Annotated in this window: 25 protein-coding genes; 3 read left to right on the top strand and 22 right to left on the bottom strand. The window is 39.3% G+C overall.

What is annotated here, in order from left to right; genetic code table 11:
* Positions 1 to 99: 99 nt before the first annotated feature.
* Genes E6C50_RS00495 through E6C50_RS00485 form a run of 3 tightly spaced genes read right to left on the bottom strand, consistent with a single transcriptional unit; the run spans position 100 to position 1,935 of the window.
* A complete protein-coding gene (locus tag E6C50_RS00495; protein ID WP_136401249.1) occupies positions 100 to 819 on the bottom strand; it encodes a LytR/AlgR family response regulator transcription factor in 720 nt (239 codons plus the stop codon).
* Positions 788 to 1,534, bottom strand: coding sequence for a sensor histidine kinase (locus E6C50_RS00490; RefSeq protein WP_211089508.1), 747 nt, complete (start codon positions 1,532 to 1,534; stop codon positions 788 to 790). Before E6C50_RS00490 ends, E6C50_RS00495 begins: the two co-directional genes overlap by 32 nt.
* A gap of 11 nt (positions 1,535 to 1,545) precedes the next feature.
* On the bottom strand, positions 1,546 to 1,935 hold the full coding sequence (locus tag E6C50_RS00485) for a rhodanese-like domain-containing protein (RefSeq protein ID WP_136401248.1): 390 nt from the start codon (positions 1,933 to 1,935) through the stop codon (positions 1,546 to 1,548).
* 134 nt (positions 1,936 to 2,069) lie between these two features.
* On the opposite strand from E6C50_RS00485, the gene hemN reads away from it, so the two are divergent.
* Complete coding sequence (hemN, locus tag E6C50_RS00480; RefSeq protein ID WP_136401247.1) at positions 2,070 to 3,428, top strand: oxygen-independent coproporphyrinogen III oxidase; 1,359 nt, start codon at positions 2,070 to 2,072, stop codon at positions 3,426 to 3,428.
* A gap of 1 nt (position 3,429) precedes the next feature.
* Here hemN and E6C50_RS00475 read toward each other — a convergent pair whose 3' ends face one another.
* The gene (locus E6C50_RS00475) at positions 3,430 to 3,894 is read right to left on the bottom strand and encodes a hypothetical protein (RefSeq protein ID WP_136401246.1); all 465 of its coding nucleotides are present in this window, start codon (positions 3,892 to 3,894) and stop codon (positions 3,430 to 3,432) included.
* Between the two features lie 117 nt (positions 3,895 to 4,011).
* On the opposite strand from E6C50_RS00475, the gene E6C50_RS00470 reads away from it, so the two are divergent.
* On the top strand, positions 4,012 to 4,587 hold the full coding sequence (locus E6C50_RS00470; protein ID WP_136401245.1) for a uracil-DNA glycosylase family protein: 576 nt from the start codon (positions 4,012 to 4,014) through the stop codon (positions 4,585 to 4,587).
* On the opposite strand, the gene E6C50_RS00465 is transcribed toward E6C50_RS00470, so the two are convergent.
* From E6C50_RS00465 to E6C50_RS00430, 8 genes are all read right to left on the bottom strand, one after another.
* Positions 4,584 to 5,285, bottom strand: a complete 702-nt coding sequence (locus E6C50_RS00465; RefSeq protein ID WP_136401244.1) for a sulfite exporter TauE/SafE family protein — start codon at positions 5,283 to 5,285, stop codon at positions 4,584 to 4,586. The two genes, E6C50_RS00470 and E6C50_RS00465, sit on opposite strands and share 4 nt — an antisense overlap.
* 79 nt (positions 5,286 to 5,364) lie before the next feature.
* Positions 5,365 to 5,811: a FixH family protein gene (locus E6C50_RS00460; RefSeq protein WP_136401243.1), complete on the bottom strand. Its 447-nt coding sequence runs from the start codon at positions 5,809 to 5,811 to the stop codon at positions 5,365 to 5,367.
* A gap of 33 nt (positions 5,812 to 5,844) precedes the next feature.
* On the bottom strand, positions 5,845 to 7,263 hold the full coding sequence (gene ccoG / locus E6C50_RS00455; protein ID WP_136401242.1) for a cytochrome c oxidase accessory protein CcoG: 1,419 nt from the start codon (positions 7,261 to 7,263) through the stop codon (positions 5,845 to 5,847).
* A gap of 46 nt (positions 7,264 to 7,309) precedes the next feature.
* Positions 7,310 to 8,254 carry a cbb3-type cytochrome c oxidase N-terminal domain-containing protein gene (locus E6C50_RS00450; RefSeq protein ID WP_136401241.1) on the bottom strand — a complete coding sequence of 315 codons (945 nt, stop codon included), beginning with the start codon at positions 8,252 to 8,254 and terminating at the stop codon, positions 7,310 to 7,312.
* Positions 8,255 to 8,265: 11 nt separating this feature from the next.
* Entirely contained in the window at positions 8,266 to 8,454 is a 189-nt protein-coding gene (locus E6C50_RS00445; protein ID WP_136401240.1) for a CcoQ/FixQ family Cbb3-type cytochrome c oxidase assembly chaperone, read from the bottom strand.
* A 6-nt stretch (positions 8,455 to 8,460) separates the two neighbouring features.
* Positions 8,461 to 10,656, bottom strand: a complete 2,196-nt coding sequence (gene ccoN, locus E6C50_RS00440; protein ID WP_136401239.1) for a cytochrome-c oxidase, cbb3-type subunit I — start codon at positions 10,654 to 10,656, stop codon at positions 8,461 to 8,463.
* 2 nt (positions 10,657 to 10,658) lie between these two features.
* Positions 10,659 to 10,850: a cbb3-type cytochrome oxidase assembly protein CcoS gene (gene ccoS / locus E6C50_RS00435; RefSeq protein ID WP_136401238.1), complete on the bottom strand. Its 192-nt coding sequence runs from the start codon at positions 10,848 to 10,850 to the stop codon at positions 10,659 to 10,661.
* A gap of 127 nt (positions 10,851 to 10,977) precedes the next feature.
* Entirely contained in the window at positions 10,978 to 13,359 is a 2,382-nt protein-coding gene (locus E6C50_RS00430; protein ID WP_136401237.1) for a heavy metal translocating P-type ATPase, read from the bottom strand.
* Positions 13,360 to 13,464: 105 nt separating this feature from the next.
* On the opposite strand from E6C50_RS00430, the gene E6C50_RS00425 reads away from it, so the two are divergent.
* Entirely contained in the window at positions 13,465 to 14,145 is a 681-nt protein-coding gene (locus E6C50_RS00425; protein ID WP_136401236.1) for a Crp/Fnr family transcriptional regulator, read from the top strand.
* A gap of 35 nt (positions 14,146 to 14,180) precedes the next feature.
* Here E6C50_RS00425 and E6C50_RS00420 read toward each other — a convergent pair whose 3' ends face one another.
* The 10 genes from E6C50_RS00420 to E6C50_RS00375 form a co-directional block, all read right to left on the bottom strand.
* Entirely contained in the window at positions 14,181 to 15,119 is a 939-nt protein-coding gene (locus E6C50_RS00420; protein WP_136401235.1) for an NAD(P)H-dependent flavin oxidoreductase, read from the bottom strand.
* An 11-nt stretch (positions 15,120 to 15,130) separates the two neighbouring features.
* Positions 15,131 to 16,741, bottom strand: a complete 1,611-nt coding sequence (locus E6C50_RS00415) for a S8 family serine peptidase (RefSeq protein ID WP_136401234.1) — start codon at positions 16,739 to 16,741, stop codon at positions 15,131 to 15,133.
* 25 nt (positions 16,742 to 16,766) lie between these two features.
* Entirely contained in the window at positions 16,767 to 17,954 is a 1,188-nt protein-coding gene (gene mnmA / locus E6C50_RS00410; RefSeq protein WP_136401233.1) for a tRNA 2-thiouridine(34) synthase MnmA, read from the bottom strand.
* Between the two features lie 58 nt (positions 17,955 to 18,012).
* Positions 18,013 to 18,759, bottom strand: a complete 747-nt coding sequence (locus E6C50_RS00405; protein ID WP_136401232.1) for a toxin-antitoxin system YwqK family antitoxin — start codon at positions 18,757 to 18,759, stop codon at positions 18,013 to 18,015.
* 114 nt (positions 18,760 to 18,873) lie between these two features.
* Entirely contained in the window at positions 18,874 to 20,769 is a 1,896-nt protein-coding gene (gene yidC / locus E6C50_RS00400; protein ID WP_136401231.1) for a membrane protein insertase YidC, read from the bottom strand.
* 31 nt (positions 20,770 to 20,800) lie between these two features.
* Positions 20,801 to 22,417, bottom strand: coding sequence for a CTP synthase (locus E6C50_RS00395; RefSeq protein WP_136401230.1), 1,617 nt, complete (start codon positions 22,415 to 22,417; stop codon positions 20,801 to 20,803).
* Between the two features lie 102 nt (positions 22,418 to 22,519).
* A complete protein-coding gene (locus tag E6C50_RS00390) occupies positions 22,520 to 22,756 on the bottom strand; it encodes a DUF3820 family protein (protein WP_136401229.1) in 237 nt (78 codons plus the stop codon).
* Positions 22,756 to 23,196, bottom strand: coding sequence for a DUF805 domain-containing protein (locus E6C50_RS00385; RefSeq protein WP_230978923.1), 441 nt, complete (start codon positions 23,194 to 23,196; stop codon positions 22,756 to 22,758). The genes E6C50_RS00390 and E6C50_RS00385 overlap by 1 nt, the downstream gene beginning before the upstream one ends.
* Positions 23,196 to 23,597 carry an OsmC family protein gene (locus E6C50_RS00380; RefSeq protein ID WP_136401228.1) on the bottom strand — a complete coding sequence of 134 codons (402 nt, stop codon included), beginning with the start codon at positions 23,595 to 23,597 and terminating at the stop codon, positions 23,196 to 23,198. The genes E6C50_RS00385 and E6C50_RS00380 overlap by 1 nt, the downstream gene beginning before the upstream one ends.
* Positions 23,597 to 25,597, bottom strand: a complete 2,001-nt coding sequence (locus tag E6C50_RS00375; protein WP_136401227.1) for a PBP1 and LysM peptidoglycan-binding domain-containing protein — start codon at positions 25,595 to 25,597, stop codon at positions 23,597 to 23,599. The genes E6C50_RS00380 and E6C50_RS00375 overlap by 1 nt, the downstream gene beginning before the upstream one ends.
* Between the last annotated feature and the right edge of the window lie 60 nt (positions 25,598 to 25,657).

Genomic DNA, 25,657 nt, shown 5'->3' with positions numbered 1-25,657 from the left:
ATTTTGGTGCAAATATGCTATATAAAGCCTTGAAAAAAATGAATTTGTACTATTAAAAACACCTCTTGTAACGAAGCCGGCAAAAATTGTAACGAAATACTATAGCTTCACTTTGTCTACAAATTCCGGTCGGTAACTTTCACTTAAACCGAAACTAAACGGCTTACCATTTGCCATCATCACATTGGCAGTAATCTCGTCGTGCGAATAAAACTGTATGTTTTTTATAGCCAATGCTTCTTTTTTATTGATGCGGCAAAATTCTTCCGCAGGCAATTGTTGTAACAACTTGTCAAAAGAGTAATTTTTAGCGACAAAATTGGTAAGATCCTGTAAATAAATCACTTTATCCCGGCTGTCCGTTTCTGCCGATTTGATAAAGAAAATCTGATCGATCGACAATATGGTTTTTCCTTTATCGGTATTTAACTGTAGGTGTTTTCGAATCGTTTTTGTAGTTTCAAAACGTTTTAATGCTTTTTGAACCGCTTGCTGCAGACGTTCTTTTTTAATTGGTTTTACGACATAATCCACCGCATCAAGGTCGTATGCTTCAACCGCAAAGTCTTTATAAGCCGTAGTAAAAATAATTGCCTTCCCTTCCAATAAGTTAGCGACTTGTAATCCATTGATTCCCGGCATCTCAATATCGGAAATCAAAAGGTCAAAATCATACTTATTACATTCGGCAAGAAAGGTTTCCGGGTTATTAAAAGCTTTGATCACTTCCAATTCGGGAATTTGCTCACAAAGCATTTTAAGATAGGTTAATCCCGGTAATTCGTCATCAAGAAGCAAGCATTTGAGTTTTGTACTCACGTAAATCAATTTTTAATTGTGCAACATAGACATCTCCTTCAATGAATTTGTCCAGTTTATAATGGTTTTTATAAATAATCTTTAATCGTTGTTCCAAGGTTTCCGATCCTAGTCCACTATTTTCTTTTTTAAAGGCCGCTTTACTGGAAATTTTATTGGTCACCGTCATTGAAAAAACCTGACCTTTTAATTCGATAACAACCGTAATAAAAGCATCGGCACTTTGTAAATCGGCATGTTTAAAAGCATTTTCAATCAGATCGATTGAAATTAGCGGCGCCATTAACTGTTGCTGGTATGAGGCATCCGTTTCGTCGATTTTCTTTTTTACCGTAAGTGCAAAAAGCGGACTAATTTTGATTTTATTAATCTCAATCAGGTTTAAAGCGAAGTCGATTTCTTCCTTTGGGCTCACAAAACGCCTTCTACTTTCATACAAGATATAATCCAGTACATTCGACAACTTATCCATCGCAAAATAGGTTTGATAGGCATGCGATTGTATCGAATTTAATATATTTTTAAACAAATGCGGATTCAGTTTGGATTCGAGTGTTTCCAATTGCAAATGGTTGAACCGTTCTTCAAAATCCACATATTTAACCTGCATATACTTTTTCTCTTTTTCCAACTGTTGCAGTCGATACAAGAGATAGCCCGCGATGCAAAGGATCAGCAGGCACAAAACTAAAAATATATAATCCAGGTTTGTCATGTAGTAAAAACTTATTTTTCCACCGGTTTTTTCTGATCATTCCATGCGTCGATACCACCGTCCAGTTCCACGATCTTTTTAAACCCCTTTTCTTGTAGGATTTCAACGGCTTCGGCGCTTCTTCCTCCTGCTTTGCAGTAAACATAAACCGGTTTTGTTTTATCCAATTTGTCCACTTCCTCTGCGAAGTTCTTTTCGTAAAGATGCAGATTTTTAGCCCCTTTGAGGTGACCGGACTGGTATTCTTTTGGAGTACGCACATCGATCAGTTGTCCTTTATTGGCTGTGATTGTTTTTTCAAAAACTTCCGGGTTTACCAATTGCGTTCCGTCTTTTACCTGCGCCTGACAAGCGGTAAAAAACAATAGCAAAAATAACAGTTTAAAAATGTTCCGTATCATAATCGTTCAATATTAAAGCCCTAAAAGTACAAAAAATGTCCGTAATCGACCGTCAATGTTTTTGTATGATAAATATCATTTTTTACCGTCGCACAACGGCTTATTTTTGTTTGTTGAAAATTCAGTTTTAGGTTATGGCAATTTCACTAGTTCAAAAATATAATGTTCCCGGACCGCGCTATACAAGCTATCCAACGGTTCCGTATTGGGACGATTCGCAGTTTTCTGTTGCGGCATGGCGGGATACATATATCCGTTCGTTTCGGGAGAGCAATACTTCCGAAGGCATTAGTCTTTATATACATCTACCGTTTTGCGAAAGTCTATGTACTTTTTGCGGATGTCACAAACGGATTACCAAACGTCATGATGTTGAAGACACCTATATTCAGGCGGTTTTAAAGGAATGGGCATTGTATTGCGATACCTTTCCGGAAACACCGAATATCCGGGAAATCCATTTGGGCGGTGGTACACCTACCTTTTTTTCTCCGGAAAACCTTGAACTTTTGATCAATGGAATTTTGAGTCGTGCCAACCGTATGGATAACTACGAATTCAGCTTTGAAGGACATCCCAACAATACAACCCGGGCACATCTGGAACACCTTTATAAACTGGGATTTCGCAGGGTCAGTTTTGGTGTTCAGGACTACAGTCCCGTCGTTCAGAAAGCGATCCATCGTGAACAACCGTTTCACAATGTAGCCAAAGTAACTTTTTGGGCTAAAGAAATTGGCTATACCTCTATTTCGCATGATCTTGTATTTGGTTTACCTTTTCAAAAACTGGAAGATGTGATTGATACGATCGAAAAAACAAAATCGTTGGCGCCACACCGTCTGTCATTTTACAGTTATGCCCATGTACCGTGGATTAAAGGAACCGGGCAACGTGGTTTTAAAGACGAAGATGTACCTAAAGATCAGAAAAAAAGGCAACTTTATGAGGTCGGAAAAATGATGTTGGAAAAAAACGGTTTTCATGAAATCGGTATGGATCATTTTGCAATTGAAGAAGACTCGATGTATACAGCATTCCATAAAGGAAAGTTACACCGTAATTTTATGGGTTATACCTCCTCCAAAACACAATTGATGATTGGATTGGGTATGTCCTCTATTAGCGACAGTTGGTATGCTTTTGCTCAAAATGAAAAAACACTGGAAGACTATTATGCCCGACTGGAACAAAACGAACTGGCAGTTTTTAAAGGTCATCTTTTAACGGATGAAGATTTGATCATTCGTCGTCATATTTTAAACCTGATGTGCCGTTTTCAAACGAGTTGGACGCAAGAAACATTTCCCGAAAAAGACATCATAATAGCACAATTACGGGAAATGGAAAAAGATGAATTAGTGGTCATGACAGCCGATAGCATTACTGTTACCGAAAAGGGAAAGCCATTTGTTCGAAATATCTGTATGGCTTTTGATTTACGCCTGAAGCGAAAAGCTCCACAAACCCAGTTATTTTCAATGACGATTTGATTTAAAGCAGTTCTGCATCGGTGATCACAATATTATTAAAGGCAAACTGTCTGTAAATACCTTTCAGCATGACTTTATCTCCATTTTTAATATCGTTGTAAAGTTGTTTCATATAGCATCCAATGTTATCCATATCTCCTACCTTTAATATCAGATAGGGCGTTTTATCGATATCCTGATTTCTTCTAAGCACAGTTCCGACGATCAGGATTTCCTTATTGTGCAGACAGGAATCTATTTCACATTTTTCGTTACAAATAAGACCTGCTATTTCCGGTGTCAGAATATAAGCTTTCGGGAGATTATCAGTAACTTTTACCGGATTTTCGACAATAGCAGTTACTTCTTTTTTTATATCGGTAATCGGTTCGAGAAAATAAAACATCCACAGACTGGTTATTCCATACACAATGACCATTGCCCAAAACGTCGCTTTTAGCATAAATTTTAGTTGTTTTTTCTTCATGTTACCCTTAAATTTTAAAATCAAAAACCTTTTTTCAATACCAGACCGAACACAATCAAAATACAGGAAGAAGTATTATTTTTACTACTTAAACCTTTTGATCTAAAACATTTCATTATGAATCCGTTATTAGAACGTATCCATTTGTGTACACTGTGTCAGGCATCATTACCTAACCTACCAAAGCCTATACTTTCTTTTGAGAGTACCTCCCGGGTTTTAATTATCGGACAGGCACCGGGACAAAAGGCGCATACCAGTGGGATTCCGTGGAATGATGCAAGTGGGGAAAAATTAAGAAACTGGTTAGATGTGGAACCATCTGAATTTTACGATACGTCATTATTTGGTATCGTTCCAATGGGGTTTTGTTTTCCGGGTAGAGGAAAATCAGGGGATTTACGTCCGAGGCCGGAATGTGCGCCAACCTGGCATTCACAGATCCTTACGGCACTTACGGATGTAAAACTTATTTTATTGATTGGGTCATATGCCCAATCCTACTATCTTAAGGAACGCTCCTATCGAACGTTGACAGAAAACGTATCGCATTACCGCGATTTTTTACCGGATTATTTTCCTTTGGTTCATCCATCACCGCGAAACCGGATCTGGCAGAAAAAAAATCCCTGGTTTGAGGAGGAAGTTATCCCCGAACTACGAAAACAAGTCCGGATGGCACTGGTTCCTTAACCACAATGTGCTTCACCTCTAACAAAAAGACTCATATTCCCGGGAGAAACATATGGAATACCGAGCCCCAATCCTCTCAATATAAACAACATACCAATACAAACCGCTACATAAGGAATTATTTTCCCTATTTTGTTTCGTATTGGCTGACTAATCCAATTGGAGGCATATACAACCGTGCTCATCATGGGTATCGTTCCTAATCCGTAAAGTAACATATATACAACACCGAGTGATTCACTCTGCATCGCAATGGCACCAAACAGAGCGGCATATACCAATCCACAAGGCAGCAATCCATTAAGCAGACCTATTGTAAAAAGTGCTGTATAACTTTTCTTTTTAAACTGATTTCCCAGACTACTTTTAATTTTAGAAAGCAGACGATACACCGGTTTTGAAAAATTATAACGCGCGAGGACTTTCTCCGGAACAAGCACGACTACAATCATTAAAATTCCGGCTATAATAGACATTTGTTGCTGCAATCCGGCCAAATAAAGACCTTTTCCTACCATCCCAAAAACCAATCCTAAGGTAGCATAGGCCATTAAACGACCACCATGGTACATTAATATCTGGATTACTTTTTTAGCTGGATTATGCTGATCAACTGGTAACATCATGGCAATAGGTCCACACATACCAATACAGTGTAGACTACTTACCAAACCGAATATAAATGCAGAAAGCAACATACTTTTTCGGATTAATTTAGTTTGTAGCCAGGAGACAACCAAAAAACTATTAAAAACATCCCTGACTACAAACTAAAAATTACAAATTGACTACTAACTTATTCAAATAGGCTTTTCCTTCGTATTCCCAATCGATAGCAATGTCCCAGCGACCGTCCACCAAATTTGTTTTAGGTATGAGCAAATTTGAAGCAGACAACGAAATCGGAACTTCGAAGTCCAGTTTCTGGTTGGACGGTCTGTAAAGGGACACTTTTCCTTTGATTTTGTCTTTATTGAAACTTGCCGGAAAAGCAATCATAATACCTTCTGGTGTTGTGGAGACTGTCACTTTTTCGGTTAAGTCGGCCGCATTCTGTTCTTTATCGAGCTGTTGCTGAAAGCTCATTTCTTTTTTATAATATTCTTCCGTAACCATTTCGTGGTCATAATTTTTATCAGACTGTACTTTAAATACGAAGTACATAATAAAAGTGATAAATAATCCGAAAGCGATTACAATACTGGTTCCCCAATTTACTTTCATGGTGCGTTTTTTTTAAGGGTTATAAACGATTCTTTAGTTAAAACTTCGCGGACCTAAAAAGTTGGTCGTCGTGGTTTCAATCAATACGTCTCCGTCATAGACTTCAATCGTTATTTTGGTTTTATCTCCTTTTAGAAAAGCCGGATGGATCTCAATAAACAAGGTTCCCTGAGCCATTCCTTCTTTTTTAATCTGAAACTGTGGTTTTCCCACTACTATAATTTTTCCTTTAGGATCTACTAACTTAAAGTGTACCTTATTAAAATCTTTTACCGTTTTATTCACGATTTTATAGGTAAATACATTGCTAATATTATCGCCTTTACGTTCGTATAATTGTCCCGGCAACCGCAATACGGTAGCTTCCACTTCGTTTCTTAGAAACAACATTCCAATGAAAACACCGGTTAATATTATCAGAACAGACACATAACCTTTCATTCGTGCCGTAAAGACGAATTTTTCTTTTTTTACAATTTCATCTTCAGAGGCATAGCGAATCAATCCTTTTGGCAGGTTGACACTTTCCATGATGTGATCACATTCGTCGATACAAGCGGTACAATTGATACATTCCAATTGCGTTCCGTTTCGGATATCGATTCCGGTTGGACATACGTTTACACATTGCCGGCAATCGATACAGTCCCCTTTTCCGACTTGTGACCGGTCTTCATTTTTACGGAATTTGGCTCTTCCGTTTTCACCTTCTCCCCTCACATGGTCGTAGGCCACAACAATTGACTTATTATCCAATAACACGCCCTGTAAACGCCCGTAAGGACAAGCAATAATACAAACCTGTTCTCTGAGCCACGCAAAAACAAAATAGAACACTGCTGTAAAAATCAACAGCGCGATCAACGTATTGGTATTGTGAAACGGTCCTTCTTTTACCATTTCGAGCACATGGTCACTTCCAACCAGATAGGCCAGAAATACATTGGCAATTAAAAACGATATGATAAAGAACACGATCCATTTGGTAACTCTTTTTCGTATTTTTTCGGCATTCCACTCTTGTTTGGCCAAACGCATTTGTGCCCCTCTGTCGCCATCGATCCAGAATTCGATTCGTCGGAAAACCATTTCCATAAAAATGGTCTGCGGACAAATCCATCCGCAAAAAATACGTCCGAAAGCAACGGTAAAGAGTGTTACAAACACAACACCAACGATCATTGAGATTACCACCAAGTGGAAATCCTGTGGCCAGAATGGAAATCCAAAAAAATTAAACTTCCGATCCAACACATTAAATAACAGAAACTGATTTCCGTTAATTTTAATAAAAGGGGCCGAAAACAAGAAGGCTAACAGAAAATAGCTGACCAGCTTTCTTTTTTCGTAGAATTTTCCTTTCGGAATTTTAGGGAAAACCCAAGCTCTTTTACCTTCTTTATCGATAGTTCCGATACTATCTCTAAAACTTTCATCGGGTAAACCAGACATGATATTTTTGATTTAACCTCAGGATTATGAATCCCGAGGTGTTATTTTACTTTAGGGTTACAGCAGCCGTATGAAGGCTGTCGGCCGGTTTGGCAGCATCGGTAGCCGGAGCACTGTTGTCTTTCCAAACATCACCTTCCGGAGCTTTTCCATCTTTTGGATTAGATCCTTGCAAACTCAGCACATAACTGGCTACTTTCTGGATATCGGATGGTTTGATAATCGCTTTCCAGGATACCATTCCTTTTCCATCACGTCCACCTTCCATAACCGTATTGAATACATTTTTGATTCCACCTCCAAGAATCCAGTGGTCGTCGGTTAAATTCGGTCCGATACCTCCACCGCCATCATTTCGGTGACAAGCGATACAGTTAGTTTCGAAAATCGCTTTACCGGCAGCCAGTGAAGCCGCATCCGTGAGCAATGTTACTTTTTCTTTATCCATTAAATCCGGTGCCGTTTTTTTGTATTCTTCGACTGCTATTTTGGCTTCCGCCATTTCTTTTTCAAATTCCGCAGTCTGATCGTCATAACCCAGGATGTGGAATTTTACCAGATAAATAAAGGCGAAAGCGATACAGGCATAGAACAAATATACCCACCATGGCGGCAATACATTATCCAACTCTTTAATCCCGTCGTAATCGTGATCCATCATCAACTCGCCTTCTTCTTCCATTTTACGGGAACGCGTCAGTTTTTGCAACAGATTTTTTACAAACGGTGTTTCAGCCAACGGAAGATTCTCTTCGATTTCTTTTTGTTTGCGTTGCTCTTCCGTTAACAGCGCATCAAGGATATTATTGGTCGCTTTTAGGACAATTTCTATTGCAATCAATACAAAAAGGAACAATAATAAGATCATCGATACGATAGGATACTTGATAAAAGCGGGTCTGTCGCCGGAATCGATAAAGAATTCCATGGCCATAAAAAAGATGGCAAATAAAACCGGAATTCGAACATATACTGGAAAATACTTTTTCATATTACTTACAATTATTGGTTGTTGGCCATGTCCTGATCTTCAAAAGGGATATTACTCATTTCGGTGATTTTTTCTTTTTTATAGGTGAAAACCCACACGTACAATCCTATAAAAAACAGGAAGAAAATAAGCAGTGAAATGATGGGATAGATTTCAATTCCTGAAATGGTCTCCATATTGTGTTTGATGAACTTTAGCATAACAAATTAATTTTTATTTTCCGCTACATCTTTAACTTTAATATCCGTTCCCAGGCGTTGTAAGTAGGCAATTAAGGCTACAATTTCCCGGTCATGCATTGGTACAAAAGCTTCTCCTCTGGCAGCAGCATTCTTTTTACTTTCTTCATAACTCTTCACAAAATCCGGATCGGCATGTAAATTCTTTTCTATTTTTTGAGCCTGCTCTTTAATCTGTTGTTGCGCATTGGCGATTTCCTGATCGGTATATGGAACCCCTAATTTTACCATGACCCTCATTTTATCTTCTGTTTTGGAATAATCCATCGGTTTGTTATCGAACAGCCATTTGTAACCCGGCATAATAGATCCTGCTGAGGTACTTTGTGGATCCCACATATGGTTAAAATGCCAGTTGTCGGAATATTTTCCACCTACACGCATCAAATCGGGACCGGTTCGTTTGGATCCCCATAAGAACGGGTGATCGTAAACATATTCTCCGGATTTGGAATATTCGCCATAACGCTCTACTTCCGAACGGAAAGGTCGTACCATTTGAGAGTGACAACCCACACAGCCTTCGCGGATATACAGATCACGCCCTTCCAGCTCCAGCGGTGTATACGGTTTAACACTTGTAATCGTTGGAATATTCGATTTTACTACCAGTGTTGGAATAATCTGTACAATACCACCGATAAGGATGGCTATAGTCGCTAAAACGGTCAACTGGATTGGTTTTCTTTCCAACCATCCGTGGAATTTTTCGCCTTTTAGTCGGCCGCTTGAAATTTTTTGTAATTCCGGTGCTTCTGCCAATTCATCTTCAATTTTCTGACCTACTTTAATGGTCATGATAATGTTGTATACCAGTACCAGTAAACCAATTACGAACAGGGTACCACCAACGGCTCTCATCGCATACATTGGCATGATTTCTTTTACCGTTTCCAGGAAGTTACCGTAAACCAATGAACCGTCCGGGTTGAATTGTTTCCACATTTGCGCCTGAACAAATCCGGCTACATATAGTGGTAAAGCGTATAATATAATCCCCAGCGTTCCAATCCAGAAGTGGAAATTGGCCAGTTTGGTCGAATACAATTGTGTTTTTGTCATACGCGGGATTAGCCAGTAAATCATACCGAAGGTCATAAAACCATTCCAGGCCAATGCTCCAACGTGAACGTGCGCTACGATCCAGTCGGTAAAGTGTGCAATCGCATTTACATTTTTAAGGGATAACATTGGCCCTTCGAATGTTGCCATCCCGTATCCGGTGATTGCCACGACGAAGAATTTTAAAACCGGTTCAGTTCGTACTTTATCCCAAACACCTCTTAGTGTTAGTAATCCGTTAATCATACCTCCCCATGATGGCGCGATTAGCATTACAGAGAAAACAACACCCAGATTTTGTGCCCAATCCGGTAAAGCGGTGTATAACAAGTGGTGAGGACCGGCCCAGATATACAGGAAAATTAAAGACCAAAAGTGGATGATAGACAAGCGGTAGGAATATACCGGGCGGTTTGCTGCTTTCGGAACGAAATAATACATCAGTCCGAGGAATGGTGTGGTTAAGAAAAATGCTACCGCATTATGACCGTACCACCATTGTACCAGTGCATCCTGAACTCCGGCATAAACCGAATAACTTTTCATGGCACTCACTGGTAATGCAAGACTATTAAAGATATGCAGCACTGCAACGGTCACAAATGTTGCCAGATAAAACCAGATTGCAACATATAAATGGCGCTCCCTTCTTCGCAAAATGGTCATTATCATATTAATACCAAATACTACCCAAATAATTGCAATGGCAATATCTATGGGCCATTCCAGCTCTGCATATTCTTTAGATGTTGTATATCCTAACGGTAATGATATGGCAGCGGCAACTATAATTAACTGCCAACCCCAGAAATTGATGTTACTCAGTACATCGCTGTACATTCTGGTTTTTAATAATCGTTGTAAAGAATAGTAGACTCCCGCAAAGATAGCATTCCCTACAAAGGCAAAAATAACAGCATTTGTATGTAATGGTCTTAAACGTCCGTAACTCAACCAGGAGATTCCATCGGTTAAATTCGGAAACAGGTACATCGTAGCTATAAGGAGCCCGACGAGCATTCCCACAACCCCAAAAACGATTGAGGCATACAGGAATTTCTTTACAATTTTGTTGTCGTAATAAAATTGTTGCACTTCCATAATTAGTTTTGTTTTTCTATTTTTGTTTCTGTTTTTTGTTTGTTATCCTTCTGTAACTCATCGTCGAAAAGCATTCGTACAGATGGTGTGTAATCGTCGTCAAACTGTCCGCTTTTGACTGCCTTTATAAAGACATACAGAAACACCGCAGCAACAACTATACTGATGGAGATTAAAATGTAAATGACACTCATACCTTAAAATTGTGTTAAACAAAATTACTTCAGCCGTTTGTCAAAAAACATGATATTTATCATGTCTTCGCAGATATTTAAATACGACAAACAACTGTATTTCACTAATATGCAAATAAATTTTATTTTAATTTCGCTCTTTGCGAGCGTATAGATTACTCATTACCGTTACAAAGCTTACAATCGTGATGGTACTCAAAGGCATAATGATCGCAGCAACCAGAGGTGAAAGATTTCCTGTTACCGCAAAACTCAATCCTACGGCATTATACAGCAGTGACAATCCGAAACTCATCATGATGGTTTTCATAGCGTTATGAGAATACTTTAGGAAATAGCTGATTTTCGAAAACTGACTCGCATCGAGTATTCCGTCGCAAGCCGGTGAAAAGACATTTACATTTTCGGAAATTGAAATTCCTACGTTGCTCTGTGCCAAAGCTCCGGCATCGTTTAGTCCGTCGCCAATCATCATCACATTGCATCCTTTTTCCTGTAACTCCTTTATATAAGCGAGTTTTTCTTCGGGTTTCTGATTAAAGACCAAGATGGTTCCAGCCGGTAATAATTGCGTCAGGTTATCCCGTTCGCCTTCATTGTCTCCGGAAAGAACGGTAAGGCTATATTTCCGACTTAACCTTTTAAACAATTTTTCAAGACCTTCCCGATATTGGTTGTCGAAGGTGAACTTTCCTTTATACTCACCATCAATACTGACGTGAACATTCGTTTGTTTTGATTTTTCCGTTTTTGATGATCCTACAAAGGTTGCCGATCCCAAACGGATTTCACTATTGGCAACGATAGCCCGTATCCCTTTTCCGGTTATTTCTTCAAACTCCCTGATTTCCAATAGTTCCATAACCGGTAGAAAATCATATAGTCTTCTGCTCAACGGATGATTGGATGCCCGAAGTAGGTTTTTTAGTTTGCCGATTTCTTTTTCCTGTAATGGTGTGCCTTCATAGGCAATTGCCGATTTTTTATTGGACGTAATCGTTCCGGTTTTATCAAATACAATGGTATCGACCTTTGCCATTTGTTCGATGACGGTTGCATTTTTCAGATAAAGTTTCCGATTCCCCATAATCCGCAATACATTTCCCAGTGTAAAAGGAGCCGTAAGTGCCAGTGCACAAGGACAGGCTACAATCAATATAGCGGTAAAAACATTAAAAGCAGTGTTTGTATCGATAAAAATCCAATAGCCAAACGAGATAAAGGCCAATAATAGCAATGCCGGAGTAAAATAGCGACTTACGGTATCGGTTATGGTTTTATACTTTAAGTTTGTTTTTTTCTGAAAAACTTCATTACTCCACAATTGTGTCAGGTAACTTTGTGAAACGGAATGCAGCACTTCCATTTCAATCACTTTTCCGATTTGTTTCCCGCCGGCAAAAATTTTATCGCCCGATTTTTTAGCAATCGGCACTTCTTCACCAGTCACAAAACTGTAGTCGATATAGGCGTTTTCGGAGATTAGAATACCATCAACCGGGATAAGTTCCTGATTTCGGATTAGCAAACGATCGCCCTTTTCAACATCATATACCTGTGTCGCTTCTTCTCTTCCATCGCGATTAATTTTGGTAACGGCTATTGGAAAATAGGATTTATAATCGCGTTCAAACGACAGGAAACTATAGGTTTTTTGTTGAAATAATTTTCCGAGTAACATAAAAAAGATCAAACCGCACATACTGTCAAAAAAGCCCTGGCCATAATCGAACACGATATCGACCGTACTTCTGACAAACATGACAATGATTCCCAATGCGATTGGAATATCAATGCTAAGCATACGCGATTGAATGCTTTTCCAGGCAGACACATAGTATCCCCATCCAGAATAGAAAAATGCGGGAAGTGAAAGTGCGAAGATCAACCAACGGAAGAAATCTTTATATTGATCAATCCAGTATTCGCCAACTTCAAAATATTCAGGAAAAGACAGGAGCATTATGTTTCCAAAACAAAAAAACGCTACCCCTATTTTGTAAATCAAACTCCTGTCGACGGTTTTCCTGATACCTTCATAATTTTCAAGACTTATATACGGTTCGTATCCAATAGCGTTTAATAGTAATACGATAGTCTTCAGATCGGTAAGTTGTGGATCATAAGTAATACGCACTTTTTTTTGCGAAAAGTTTACCTGTGACTGACTGATACCTTTTTGTAATTTTTGCAGATTTTCCAGTATCCAGATACAGGAACTACAATGTATATGCGGAATATAAAGCGATACAATATGTACCGTTTCTTCTTCAAATTCCAGCAATCTGGAAACGATTTCCCGATTATCGAGAAAATCGTATTTTCCGTGAACTTCTTGTGGTGTCGCACCCGGTGCTTTTTCGAAATCGTAATAACTTGTCAGGTCGTTTTGGCTGAAAATTTCATATACCGTTTTACAACCCAGACAACAGAATGATTTATCCTCAAAGAGGATTTCTTCCGTTTTTACAATATCGTTGCCACAATGGAAACAATTTTGCGTATTCATAATTTGCTCATTTTACCTATTACAAAGATTAGAATTCGTCTCTATATAAAATATGATATTTGTCATACTTTTGTTATATTTGTATGAAACGCTAAGGATAATTTTATGGGGAAATGTGAACAATGTATCGTTAGGGAATTCAGCTCACTCAAGGCCTTGAATAAGGAGGAGTTACTGAAGATCGCAAGCTGTAAAACTTCGTACACTATAAAAAAAGGGGAACCTATTTTTGAAGAAGGAGAGATTACCAATGGTATTTATTGTGTAAAAGACGGTGTTTGTAAATTATCCAAACTGAGCCAAAACGGTAAAGACCAGATTGTAAAACTGGTAAAACCCGGCGAACTTTTAGGTCAGCGTTCGATGATTAGTGACGAACCAACCAATTTAAGTGCGATTGCTTTAGAAGATATGCAGGTTTGTTTTATTCCGAAGAGTGAAATTCTTGCATTTTTCAACAACAACAATCAGTTTTCCATGAATGTAATGCGAACGATTTGCAGTGATCTAAAGGAAGCTGATGACCATATGGTTTCCATGGCGCAAAAAAGTGTAAAAGAACGTTTGGCTGAGACTTTATTGTACCTGCACGATACTTTTGGTGTTAATGCTGACGGTACTTTAAAAATTCAGCTTTCGCGTGAAGAGCTGAGTAGTATTATCGGTACCGCGACTGAAAGTTGTATCCGTTTATTATCTGATTTTAACAAAAGTGGGGTCATTACCCTAACCGGAAAAAAAATAAGCTTAAAAGATAAAAATCAACTGCGAAAAATGGCAGAATAGAAAACCGGCAGCATCGAACTGCCGGCTTTTTTTATTTAGAATGTTGCTACTTGTTTTTTAGCCGCTTCAAATTCGGCGATAACATTTGTCACGATTTCTGAAACCGGTTTAATATCGTGGATTAATCCTGCTATTTGTCCGATTTCCAGTTCTCCGTCTTCCAGATCACCTTCAAACATCCCTCGTTTGGCTCTTGCACGCCCCAATAAGGCTTTTAATTCGTCCGGTGTAGGACATTTGGTATATAGAGTCTGTACTTCTTCGTAAAACTTATTTTTGATCAATCGAACAGGAGCCAACTCTTTTAACGTTAACTGTGTATCCCCTTCTTTTACATTTAATATTGTTTGCTTAAAATTATCGTGCGACGAACTTTCTTCGGAAGCCGCAAAACGCGATCCCATTTGTATGCCATCAGCGCCTAATACCATCGCAGCCAACATTCCTCTTCCGGTAGCGATTCCACCGGCCGCAATTAACGGAATGTTGATTTGCTCCTTCACCATTGGAATCAGTGTTAGTGTAGTCGTTTCTTCACGACCATTATGTCCGCCGGCTTCAAAACCTTCGGCCACAACGGCATCGACTCCGGCTTCCTGTGCTTTTAAAGCAAACTTCGAACTGCTCACCACATGTACTACGGTAATTCCGTGTTCTTTTAAAAAAGCGGTCCAGGTTTTCGGATTTCCCGCTGAGGTAAAGACAATTTTAACCCCTTCTTCGACAAGAATATTCATAATTTCCTCGACATTAGGATATAACATCGGGACATTTACGCCAAAAGGTTTATCCGTTGCTTTTTTACATTTCTGAATGTGTTCGCGTAAAACATCCGGGTACATCGATCCCGCACCAATTAGCCCAAGACCACCGGCATTACTTACGGCACTGGCTAATTTATAGCCACTGTTCCAAATCATTCCTCCCTGAACAATCGGATATTGAATATTAAAAAGTTCTGTTATTCTATTCATTATACTATTTACTATTTTTTTATAATCTTTCCTGAAAACGTATTTTGTCCGGCTACAATCGTATATAGGTAAATACCCGATTTCAGATTTTCCATTCCAACTGTTGTTTCTTGTAAGTCATTTAATTTTTTGCGAATTACTTCCTGTCCAAGGTTATTGTAAAGTACAAAACTAGCTTCTCTTTGTCCCGAAGCCGAAATGGTCAGGTTTGCATTTGTAGGATTAGGATATAGGCTAAATCCGTTTAATGTAAAAGCCTCGGTTGCCAATGTAAGACTTAAGGCCGAATAGAAATCCGGAATTCCATAGCCGTAAAAATTGTCCGGGTTAGTATAGCGATCGGCCGATTGTTTTATGCGTTGTACAATCTCCGCATTGGTTTTGTCTGGTAATGCCTGCCACAAACAAGCTACTAATCCGGCAAGCGTTGGTGATGAAAAAGATGTTCCATTATTAAAGCCTAGTTCTCCGGTTTCTGTAGTTACGACCGAAGCTGCGCCCATAGCCATTACATCAGGCTTAATCCGTCCGTCGGCAGTAGGTCCCTGCGAACTAAACGACGAACGTACTTCGGATGCATTTACAGAACCGATGGTCAAAACATTTGGTCCATCTGCAGGAGCCGTAATATATTTCCACGGTTTTGCCCCTTCGTTACCGGCTGAACACACTACAATCATACCTCTTGTAAAAGCGATATTGGCACCGCGAGTCACAAAGGTTGTAGTACCGTTCATATCCTGATAGGTATAATTATAGCTGGCGTTTGTGAACTGACTATAACCTAAAGAAGAATTGATCACATCCACACCCAAACTATCAGCCATTTCTGCCGCTTCCACCCAAAGGCTTTCTTCCAGTGGATTTTCGGTATTATAATCTTCCGTTACAAATAAATAATAGGATGCATCCGGTGCGGTTCCCACCAACTGGTTTTCGACATAAGCCGCCATATTCGACAACACCTGGGTACCGTGTTGGTAGCCGGTATAAAAATCAGCATTGCGGTTTACAAAATTATAGCCTCCTTTAATCTGATTATTATTTCGGATACGGGCAAATGGTGTGGTTGTATCGACTCCCGGAAAGCCGGCATCGAGTACGGCAATAATCTTTCCGTTACCGGTATAGTTTTGCTGATGTAGTAAATGTCCGTTAAGCATTTGTATTTGTGTTGCCGATTGTCCATAAGGGAAATCCGCCTGTACGCTGAATGCTTTCTGGAACAAACCGGAAACCGGATTTTGTATCGTTTTTCCGGCATTTAATGTTTTATTCGCAAAATCAACACTACTCACAAACGGCAGGTTTGTTAAGTTCGTGATCGCTTGTTGCGTTCCGCGAATATGTAATGCATTTAACCATTTGGATTTGGCCATAACCGTAATCCCCGGAGTTGCTGTTACCTGATCAATATAGGATTGATGAATGGGTGCATCTTTTTCATCCAGTGCGATTCCCTGTGCGGTTCTCCGGTCTAAAGCACGTTGTGAAAGTATTGACAACGGATTATTCAGAAACGTTTGCGCATTGGGTTTATCCAAAAAATAAACCCAAGCGTCTTCTTGTGAAAAGGATACGTTATATAATAAAAGTATAAATAGCGTAAAGTACGTTCTCATGTTTTCGGGGATTTGAAAACGCAATTTAAGAAATTACTCCCGAACCAACTAATTCTTCTCCAATATGCCAGGAGACAAATTGCCCCTCTGTTATGGCCGATTGTGGCTCTTCGAAAAGGACATACATTCCGTCTTCAAATTGGAATAAGGTTGCTTTTTGTAATGGTTGACGGTAGCGGATACGCGCCATCACTTCCATTTTTTCACCGGCTTTTAATTTCAAATCCTCACGAATCCAGTGCACTTCCGGTTGTTGGATAAACAAGGCTTTTTTAAACAAACCGGGATGGTTGTTCCCCTGACCGGTATAAATCGTATTCGACGTAACATCGGTAGCAATGATAAACAACGGTTCTTTTGTACCGCCAACATTCAAACCTTTACGCTGACCGATTGTAAAATAGTGCGCGCCCTGGTGTTTTCCAACCACTTTCCCCAATTCGGGTGTATAGGCTATATTTTTAGATAAATAGGCCAATTCTTCTTCCTGCGAAGCGAATGTTGGTTGTTCCTGATGGTACACCGGACTATCGGCATCCACTTCAAAAATTAATCCTTCTTTCGGTTGTAATTGTTGTTGTAAAAACTCCGGTAGGCGTACTTTTCCGATAAAACAAAGTCCTTGTGAATCTTTCTTTTCAGCCGTAACCAATTCCATGCGCGCTGCAATTTCGCGTACCTGCGGTTTGGTTAATTCTCCGATAGGAAACAAGGATTTAGCCAGTTGCTCCTGCGATAACTGACACAGGAAATACGACTGGTCTTTATTCCCATCGACACCCGCCAGCAGTTGATATACTTCTTCTCCGTCTTTTTCAAGGATTCCTTTACGACAATAATGTCCGGTAGCCACATAATCGGCACCAAGACTTAACGCAATTTTCATAAAGACATCAAACTTGATTTCGCGGTTGCAAAGTACATCCGGATTTGGGGTTCTCCCCTTTTCGTATTCGTTAAACATATAGTCTACGATACGTTCTTTATATTGTTCACTCAGATCGACTGTCTGAAAAGGAATTCCTAATTTTTCGGCTACTAAAAGCGCATCATTACTATCTTCCAGCCATGGGCATTCGTTCGATATTGTTACCGAATCGTCGTGCCAGTTTTTCATAAAAAGGCCAATCACTTCATAGCCCTGCTCTTGTAAAAGATAGGCTGCCACACTCGAATCCACACCACCGGAAAGTCCTACGACTACTCGTTTCATTTATTTATTCTCCTTCTTTTTATATTGATTTTCAGTTATTTTCAGCAAAAGTACAATATTATTCGGTTTTGCTTTTTAATTCGGTTGGTTTCTTCTTTCCGTCCGAATCGGTAACCATTTTAAACGTCATATCGTTTACCTTTTTCGCATTGACTTCCTTAACCAGTTTATTTTTTTCGTAGAATTTCCAGATTCCGGATTTTTTACCATTTTTAAACTGACCGCGAACGGTTACCTCGTTGGCCGCATTGCGATAGATGGACGGTCCGTCGAATTGATCATTAAAATAACCCGTTTCTTCAATCACCACCCCTTTATCGGAATACTTTTTATAAATCCCTTGCTTTACGCCGTTCACATAGGTTACTTCTTCGGCAATCGCACCATTTGGGTAGAAAGTTTTTCGTATACCGTCTAATTTTCCATTTTTATAATACTCCAGTGTCATCACCGGTTTCCCCCCTTTGTGATAAATCTTCCATTCGCCTTCGTGTTCTTTGTTGACAATTTTCCCTTCGCTTACCTTATTTCCTTTCTGATCGAAAAAAATACTGTAATTAGACCCATCGTTGGCTGAAAAATCACGAGTCCCAATAACCGGACCTGCTTTGGTGTTGTCGAAATATTTAAAAACACCTGTTTCTTTACCATGATCAAATGTTCCTTCATAGCGCGGGTACTTAGTATCTTCATAAATACCTTTCCACAATCCGTGACGTTGACCTTTATCGTCGGTTTTATTGATTTCCTGTGCGAAAGCTACAGCAGAGAATAAAGAGCATAGCGTTAAAAATGTTGTTTTCATAGTATTGGGCTTATCCAAAATTAAAACGTATAATTCTGAAAATAATTTTATAAAGTCGGTTCGCTAATTTATCAAAAGATTGTACAAAAAAAGCATCCATGATGGATGCTTTTCTTATTTTTTGTTACCCTTGGCATTTTTCTGTGCCTCGGCCTGCTCCATCATTTCCTGCATTTTTCGTTGAAACTTACTCTGTTTCTGAGGTTTCGTCTTATTTTCCTGAATCTGAGCATGGATCTTTTCTTCGTTAACAATGTAATTCTTGATAACCAACATAATACCAATTGTGATGGTGTTTGAAATAAAATAGTACAAACTCAAACCAGAGGCATAGTTATTAAAGAAGAACAACATCATGATAGGTGAAACATAGATCATGATTTTCATGATTTTGCTCATATCCGGCATTCCTTCCTGTGGCGGTGTACTCATTGCCTGATCGCCGGTTGTCATTTTCATATAGAAGAAAATCGCAACTGAAGCCAAAATCGGGAATAAACTCACGTGGTTTCCATAGAATGGAATATAGAATGGTAAATGTAATACCGAATCGTATGATGATAAGTCATCTGCCCAAAGGAAACTCTTCTGTCTTAAGTCAAAATAAGATGGGAAGAACTGAAAGAGGGCGTAGAAAACCGGAATCTGCATCAGCGCCGGCAAACAACCCGCCATCGGGTTTACGCCTGCTTTATTGTACAGTTTCATCGTTTCCTGTTGTTTTTTCATCGGATCTTTACCGTATTTTTCGTTTAATTCGGCAATTTCCGGACGCAATACTTTCATTTTCGCTTGCGACAGGTACGATTTATATGTTACCGGTGACATCACCAAACGCACTAAAATCGTAAAGATAATAATCGCAATTCCGTGTGGAATATAATCGCTCAACACATTGTAAACCGGGATAAATACATAACGGTTAATCCAACCGAAGATTCCCCATCCCAAAGGCATGATTTCGTCTAAATTCTTATTGTATGAATTTAAAATATTATAATCCGACGGACCATAATACCAGTTCATATTATAGTTTAATTCGCCGTTTTTAAATTCCAACGGCAATTTTGCTACAAAGTTTTTGGTATAAACCGTATCGATTTTTTCATCGTGAACCAGATTTTCCGATTTTAACTGTGCCGTTTTAAACGGAGTATCGGTTAATAAAATCGACGTAAAGAAGTGTTGTTTAAAGGCTACATACGTTACCGCTTCAGCCGATTTTTCGTCCAGTTTACTGGCCGCACTTAGTGAGTTGTCTTTTCCGTTTTCGTATTCGTATACCAAATCGGTATAACGGTTTTCATAGCTTACACTTTTCTCGTTACGGAACGATTTTAACTGCCATTCCATATCCAATGGTTTGGCTGTGTTCACTACCGAGCTCAATCCTTGCGAACGGATCGCAAAATCCATCATGTATTCTTTTGGTTTTAATACATAACGGTATTCCAGGAATTGATTCGCACCTGCTTTTAAACGCATGGTTACAACATCGTTAGCGCCTTCTTTGGTAACGGTTGGTTCGAAATATAGGTCTTTCGTATTTAAAATACGATTGTCCTGCGTATGGATTTGTAAGTTCAGGTTAGCATTGTTTTGCTGAATCAAAGCCACCTGTTTTTTAGAATCTTTACTGAATTGCTCAAAACCGTTAATAGTTGCTTCGGTAATATAACCACCTTTGTTCGCAATTTTTAACGTTAAAACGCCATTGGATACTTCCGTAACGTTTTCTTTAGCCGACGGCAATGACGCGCTATAGGCAAAAGCACCTAAGGATCCCTGTAACGCTTTTACGCGAAGTGAATCGGTTTTTGTGGTATCCGCTATTACTTTGCTAACCGCAGCTTCACGGGCTTTTTCCACTTTTTCGGTTTTCGCTTTTTCAGCGTCAGCAGCCATGGATTTTTTCTCTTTTTCGATGTTGTTAAACATCATCCAGATCATCAATCCGGCAATCAAAACAAATCCTACAATAGATTTTGCGTCTAATTTCTTTTCTTCCATTCTAATGTTTACTATTTACGGTGTTGCTTTTTTAGCAACCAACTTTATTCGTAACCGCCGCCTGTACAAAATGTACGAATAACGGATGCGGATTCGCAACGGTACTCTTGTACTCCGGGTGGTATTGTACTCCGATAAAGAACGGATGGTTTTCCAGTTCGATAACTTCTACCAGTCCGGTATCCGGATTCACACCCGATGCTTTTAATCCTGCATTTTCCAGAACCTCCATATAATCGCCGTTAAATTCGTAACGGTGACGGTGGCGTTCCAAAATATTGGTTTTCCCATAGATGGAGTGTGCCAGTGTGTTTTCTTTTAAGGTGCATTTCCAGGCCCCCAAACGCATAGTTCCTCCTTTATCGGTAATATTTTTTTGTTCTTCCATGATACTGATCACCGGATACGCCGTACTTTCGTTCATTTCGGTTGAATTGGCATCCGCATAACCCAGTACATTTCTGGAATATTCGATCACCGCCATTTGCATTCCCAAACAGATTCCGAAAAACGGAATTTTGTTTTCGCGGGCAAAACGTACGGTTTCGATTTTTCCTTCAATTCCTCTTCCACCAAATCCCGGTGCCACTAAAATACCATCCAAACCTTTTAGCTTGTCGGCTACCGTTCTTTCGTCCAAATGTTCCGAGTGAATGCTGATCACGTTCACTTTTGTTTCATTGGCCGCTCCGGCATGAATAAAGGCTTCCAGAATCGATTTATACGAATCCTGTAATTCTACATATTTACCAACCAAACCGATGTTAACGGTGTGCTTCGGGTTTTTCAGTTTGTGTAAGAACTCATTCCATTGTGACAAATCCGGAGTATTTTTTTCCGGTAAGTCCAGTTTTTTTAACGCTACGCGATCCAATCCTTCTTCCAGCATTAAATTTGGTACGTCGTAAATCGTAGAAGCATCGATCGACTGGATCACCGCTTCTTTTTTAACGTTACAAAACAAGGCCAGTTTCTGACGTAAATCAGACGATATTTCATGTTCGGTTCTACAAACCAGGATATCGGCTTTGATACCGCTTTCCATCAGGGTTTTAACCGAGTGTTGCGTTGGTTTTGTTTTTAATTCTCCTGCAGCCGCCAGATACGGAACCAATGTCAGGTGAATCACAATTCCGTTGTTATCCCCCAATTCCCATAATAACTGACGAACCGATTCGATATACGGTAAGGATTCGATATCCCCTACTGTTCCACCAATTTCGGTAATCACTATATCATAATCGCCGGATTTACCCAGCAATTGCATACGTTCTTTAATTTCGTTCGTGATATGCGGAACAACCTGTACTGTTTTTCCTAAAAACTCACCACGACGTTCTTTTTCAATTACCGAAAGATAGACTCTACCGGTAGTTACGTTATTAGCCTGTGATGTCGGTACATTTAGAAAACGTTCGTAATGTCCTAAATCCAGGTCGGTTTCTGCCCCATCATCCGTTACATAACACTCGCCATGTTCGTAGGGATTTAATGTCCCCGGATCCACATTAATATAGGGATCGAATTTCTGGATCGTCGTTCGGTAACCTCTTGCCTGTAATAATTTAGCTAAAGAAGCTGCGATAATTCCTTTTCCTAAGGAAGAAGTCACACCTCCTGTAACAAAAATATATTTTGTCTGATTCATTGTGTTGTTGTTTGTTGTAGTTGTGTAAAAAACTTGGCAAAAGTACAATTATAAATTGAGAATTAATAACGGTACCCTGACAATTATTCGTTAATAAATCGGTTACGGTTTTGGGAAATTCCTTTTGATGTTTCGCACCAATTCTTCCAGTCCGTTTAATTTTAATTCGTATACCAACTGTAGTTGTTCGCCCAGTTGTCCTTTTGGAAAACCTTTATTGTGATACCATACGACATAGTATTCGGGTAGGTCGATAAGAAAACGCCCTTCGTATTTTCCAAAGGGCATTTTGGTATGCGCTAATTTTATTAGTAGTTCTTTTTGTTTATCCGGAAACATTATTCCCTTCCAATTTGAGAAATTGAACTTCTTCCAACCGGCATTTTCGGGTCTTCCCCATAATCGTTTCTTCCGCGATCACCGTCCAATACCATATAATATAACAGCACAAACGATCCAAACGGAATCAAACTAATCAGATACATCCATCCACTTTTATTCACATCATGTAGTCTTCTCGCTGTAACCGCCAGCGATGGAAGAAACGTCGCTAAAATATACAAGCCCAAAAGAGCAACACTTAACATACCGATCTCCCAAGATCCAATACCGATAGCAATGAAAAGTCCCATCCACAATGAAAACATAATGACAATGTGAAACAACATAAAATACCAATATTCAGAACGTCTGGCACGACCGGAAAAGGTAGCATAATTATCGATCATTACTTTTTTCCACCAGTCTAACATGTTGTAATCCTGTTCTTTTTTTATCATTATTTCCAGTTAAAGGTTATCACTTTTTTGATATCCGGGTTTAAACTCAAATACACCGGACAGGTTAATGCGGTTCTTTCCAAAATTGTTCTGGTTTTAGCATCGGCTTCGATATCCATATGGAAAATCACCTGGATTTCTGAAATTTTACGCGGTTCCGCTTGCATGATTTTGGTTACTTCGGCCGTCGATCCGGAAAAATCCACATCCATAGAACGAGCTTTAATTCCCATTACGGTAAACATACAACTTGCCAAAGCATTGGCTACTGTATCGGTTGGCGAGAACGCTTCCCCTTTTCCGTTGTTATCTACCGGCGCATCGGAAATAATTTCACTTCCGGATTGTAAATGGATAGACGATGTTCTTAAATCGCCCAGATAGGTTACTTTTGAGGTCATTATTTTGCTTCTTTAACAGTTAAATCGTCATTATAATTCATAATATACACACCGGTATTGTAGTAACCACCACCCAAACTGGTATAGTCAAATTTATTTTCCACCTGTTCGGAAGCATTTTCATTTACCGATTCTTTAAATCCGTTTTCCTGGAACATACGCACAATTACATCGAACGTTACATCGAAACCACGGGTTGCAAAACGGTTCGGGAAAATATTGTTTTTCTTTTTAAAGGTATTGGCAAAAACCAAAGCCTCCGGTGTTTCGTTATCTTTGGTTACCGACGGATACAATAAGCGTAGTTTCGTTAAACGACTCAACGGAATTTCATCAAAATCCAGAGTTTCGTTTTTCTCCAGCGTTACCAATTGTACCTGGAATTGCGACAAAGCACTTACCAAAATATTCAGTGAATTCAACACCAGTGTTTTGCTTTCGGTTTCCAGAATCACAAAATTCACTTTATCGGCTTCCATCAAACTTTTGATGTTTTCCAATGTCACAGCACCTTTTTCGTTTAATTCTGCCAATCGTACCGATGGGTAATTTTCTTTTAGAAATTGTCGTGAAGAACCTTTTTTCGGATCGACAATCGCAATAATGTTTCCGTTTTTAGATTGCATATAGTCGAACATCTTGCGTTTTACATCATCTGAATTCGGCATCGATTGAAAAAGATTCGAATAGGGTTTTCCTTTTTCATTCGACAATGGCGAAATCACCGGTGTATTGTACTGACTTAACAAGCTTGCGGTATTTTCCACATTCGACTGGAAAAATGGACCGATAACGGCATCGGTATTCGAAAAATTGTTTTTATCGATAACTGCCGCAACAGCCGAGTTGTTTTTTGTTTCTTTCGAATCAAAAATTCGAACCTTAACCGGTAATCCCAACGCACGCGCTGAGTCGATCGCTATTAAAGCACCGGCATAAAAATCCAGTGTCATGTTCAGGAATTTATCCGAACGCAAGCGTTCCTGAGTGGTACGAACCGAGTCGGATGCAATACGATCCAGATTAAACGGCATAAACAATACCAACTCTTTTTCGTTGTCTTTTTTCAGCGTTTTTACGATATCAACCGATACTTTATTAGCTTTAACGTCGTCAAATTTGGATGTATTCGGCATTTTCAGCTGCATTCCGGCTTTAACACCATCTTTTAATTCCGGATTTAATGCGATAAGCTGTTCTTCCGATAAACCGGACGATTTTGTCAAACGGTACATGGTTTCCTTTGGTTTTACCTCGTAGGTCATGTATTTGTTGTTTACAGCAACTTTTTCGATTTCTTTTTCTATGGTTTTCTGAACCGCCGGAACGTTTTTACTCAATCTAAGATTGTATCCGATTTCCAGATTCTCTTTGATCGCCGGGTTCAGGTCTTCCAGTTCCGAAACCGATAGTCCGTATTTTTTAGCGATACCAAATTTGGTTTCTTTGGCTTCAACTATATGGTACAAGGTTTTACCATTGGTTGATACAAGTGATTGTTTCACTTCCTGAACCGTATTTTTAACCGGCTCTTTGTCGGTTTTTGGCACGTTAATCGTTAACACCTGACCGATTTTCAATCCTTCTTTTTCAACAGACGGATTGCTTTTATAAATCGCTTCAATAGTGGTTCCGTATTTTTTTGCGATACCGTATACCCCTTCTTTTGGTTCTACCGTATGAGTGATGGTTTTAGTCGCAACCGCTTCTTTGACCTTATCTTTTACCACCTCTTTAAACGGTGCTTTTTTATCGTCTGCTTTAGCAGCAAGCATTTTGCCGACTCCTGTCGGAACCAGTATTTTCGTATTTTCCTTTAATCCGTTTTGCGAATCGGGATTCATCCGATAAATATCATAAGGCGTTACACTGTACTTCTTGGCAATCTGCACTACCGTTTCCCCTTTTTCTACCTTATGTTCGATGTAATTTTTGGTTTGCGCAAAGGCAACATTCGACAGGAACAATCCTGAAATTACAACAGTTACAAAATGTTTCATACTACTTTTTTTACGCGAATAAGTCGTTATAAAGTTAGAATTTTATAACGACTTATTCAG

Source organism: Flavobacterium supellecticarium (assembly GCF_004801375.1).
Lineage (GTDB): Bacteria > Bacteroidota > Bacteroidia > Flavobacteriales > Flavobacteriaceae > Flavobacterium > Flavobacterium supellecticarium.
Note: the sequence above shows the minus strand (reverse complement) of the source record. Positions and strands in the feature narration are given on the sequence as shown.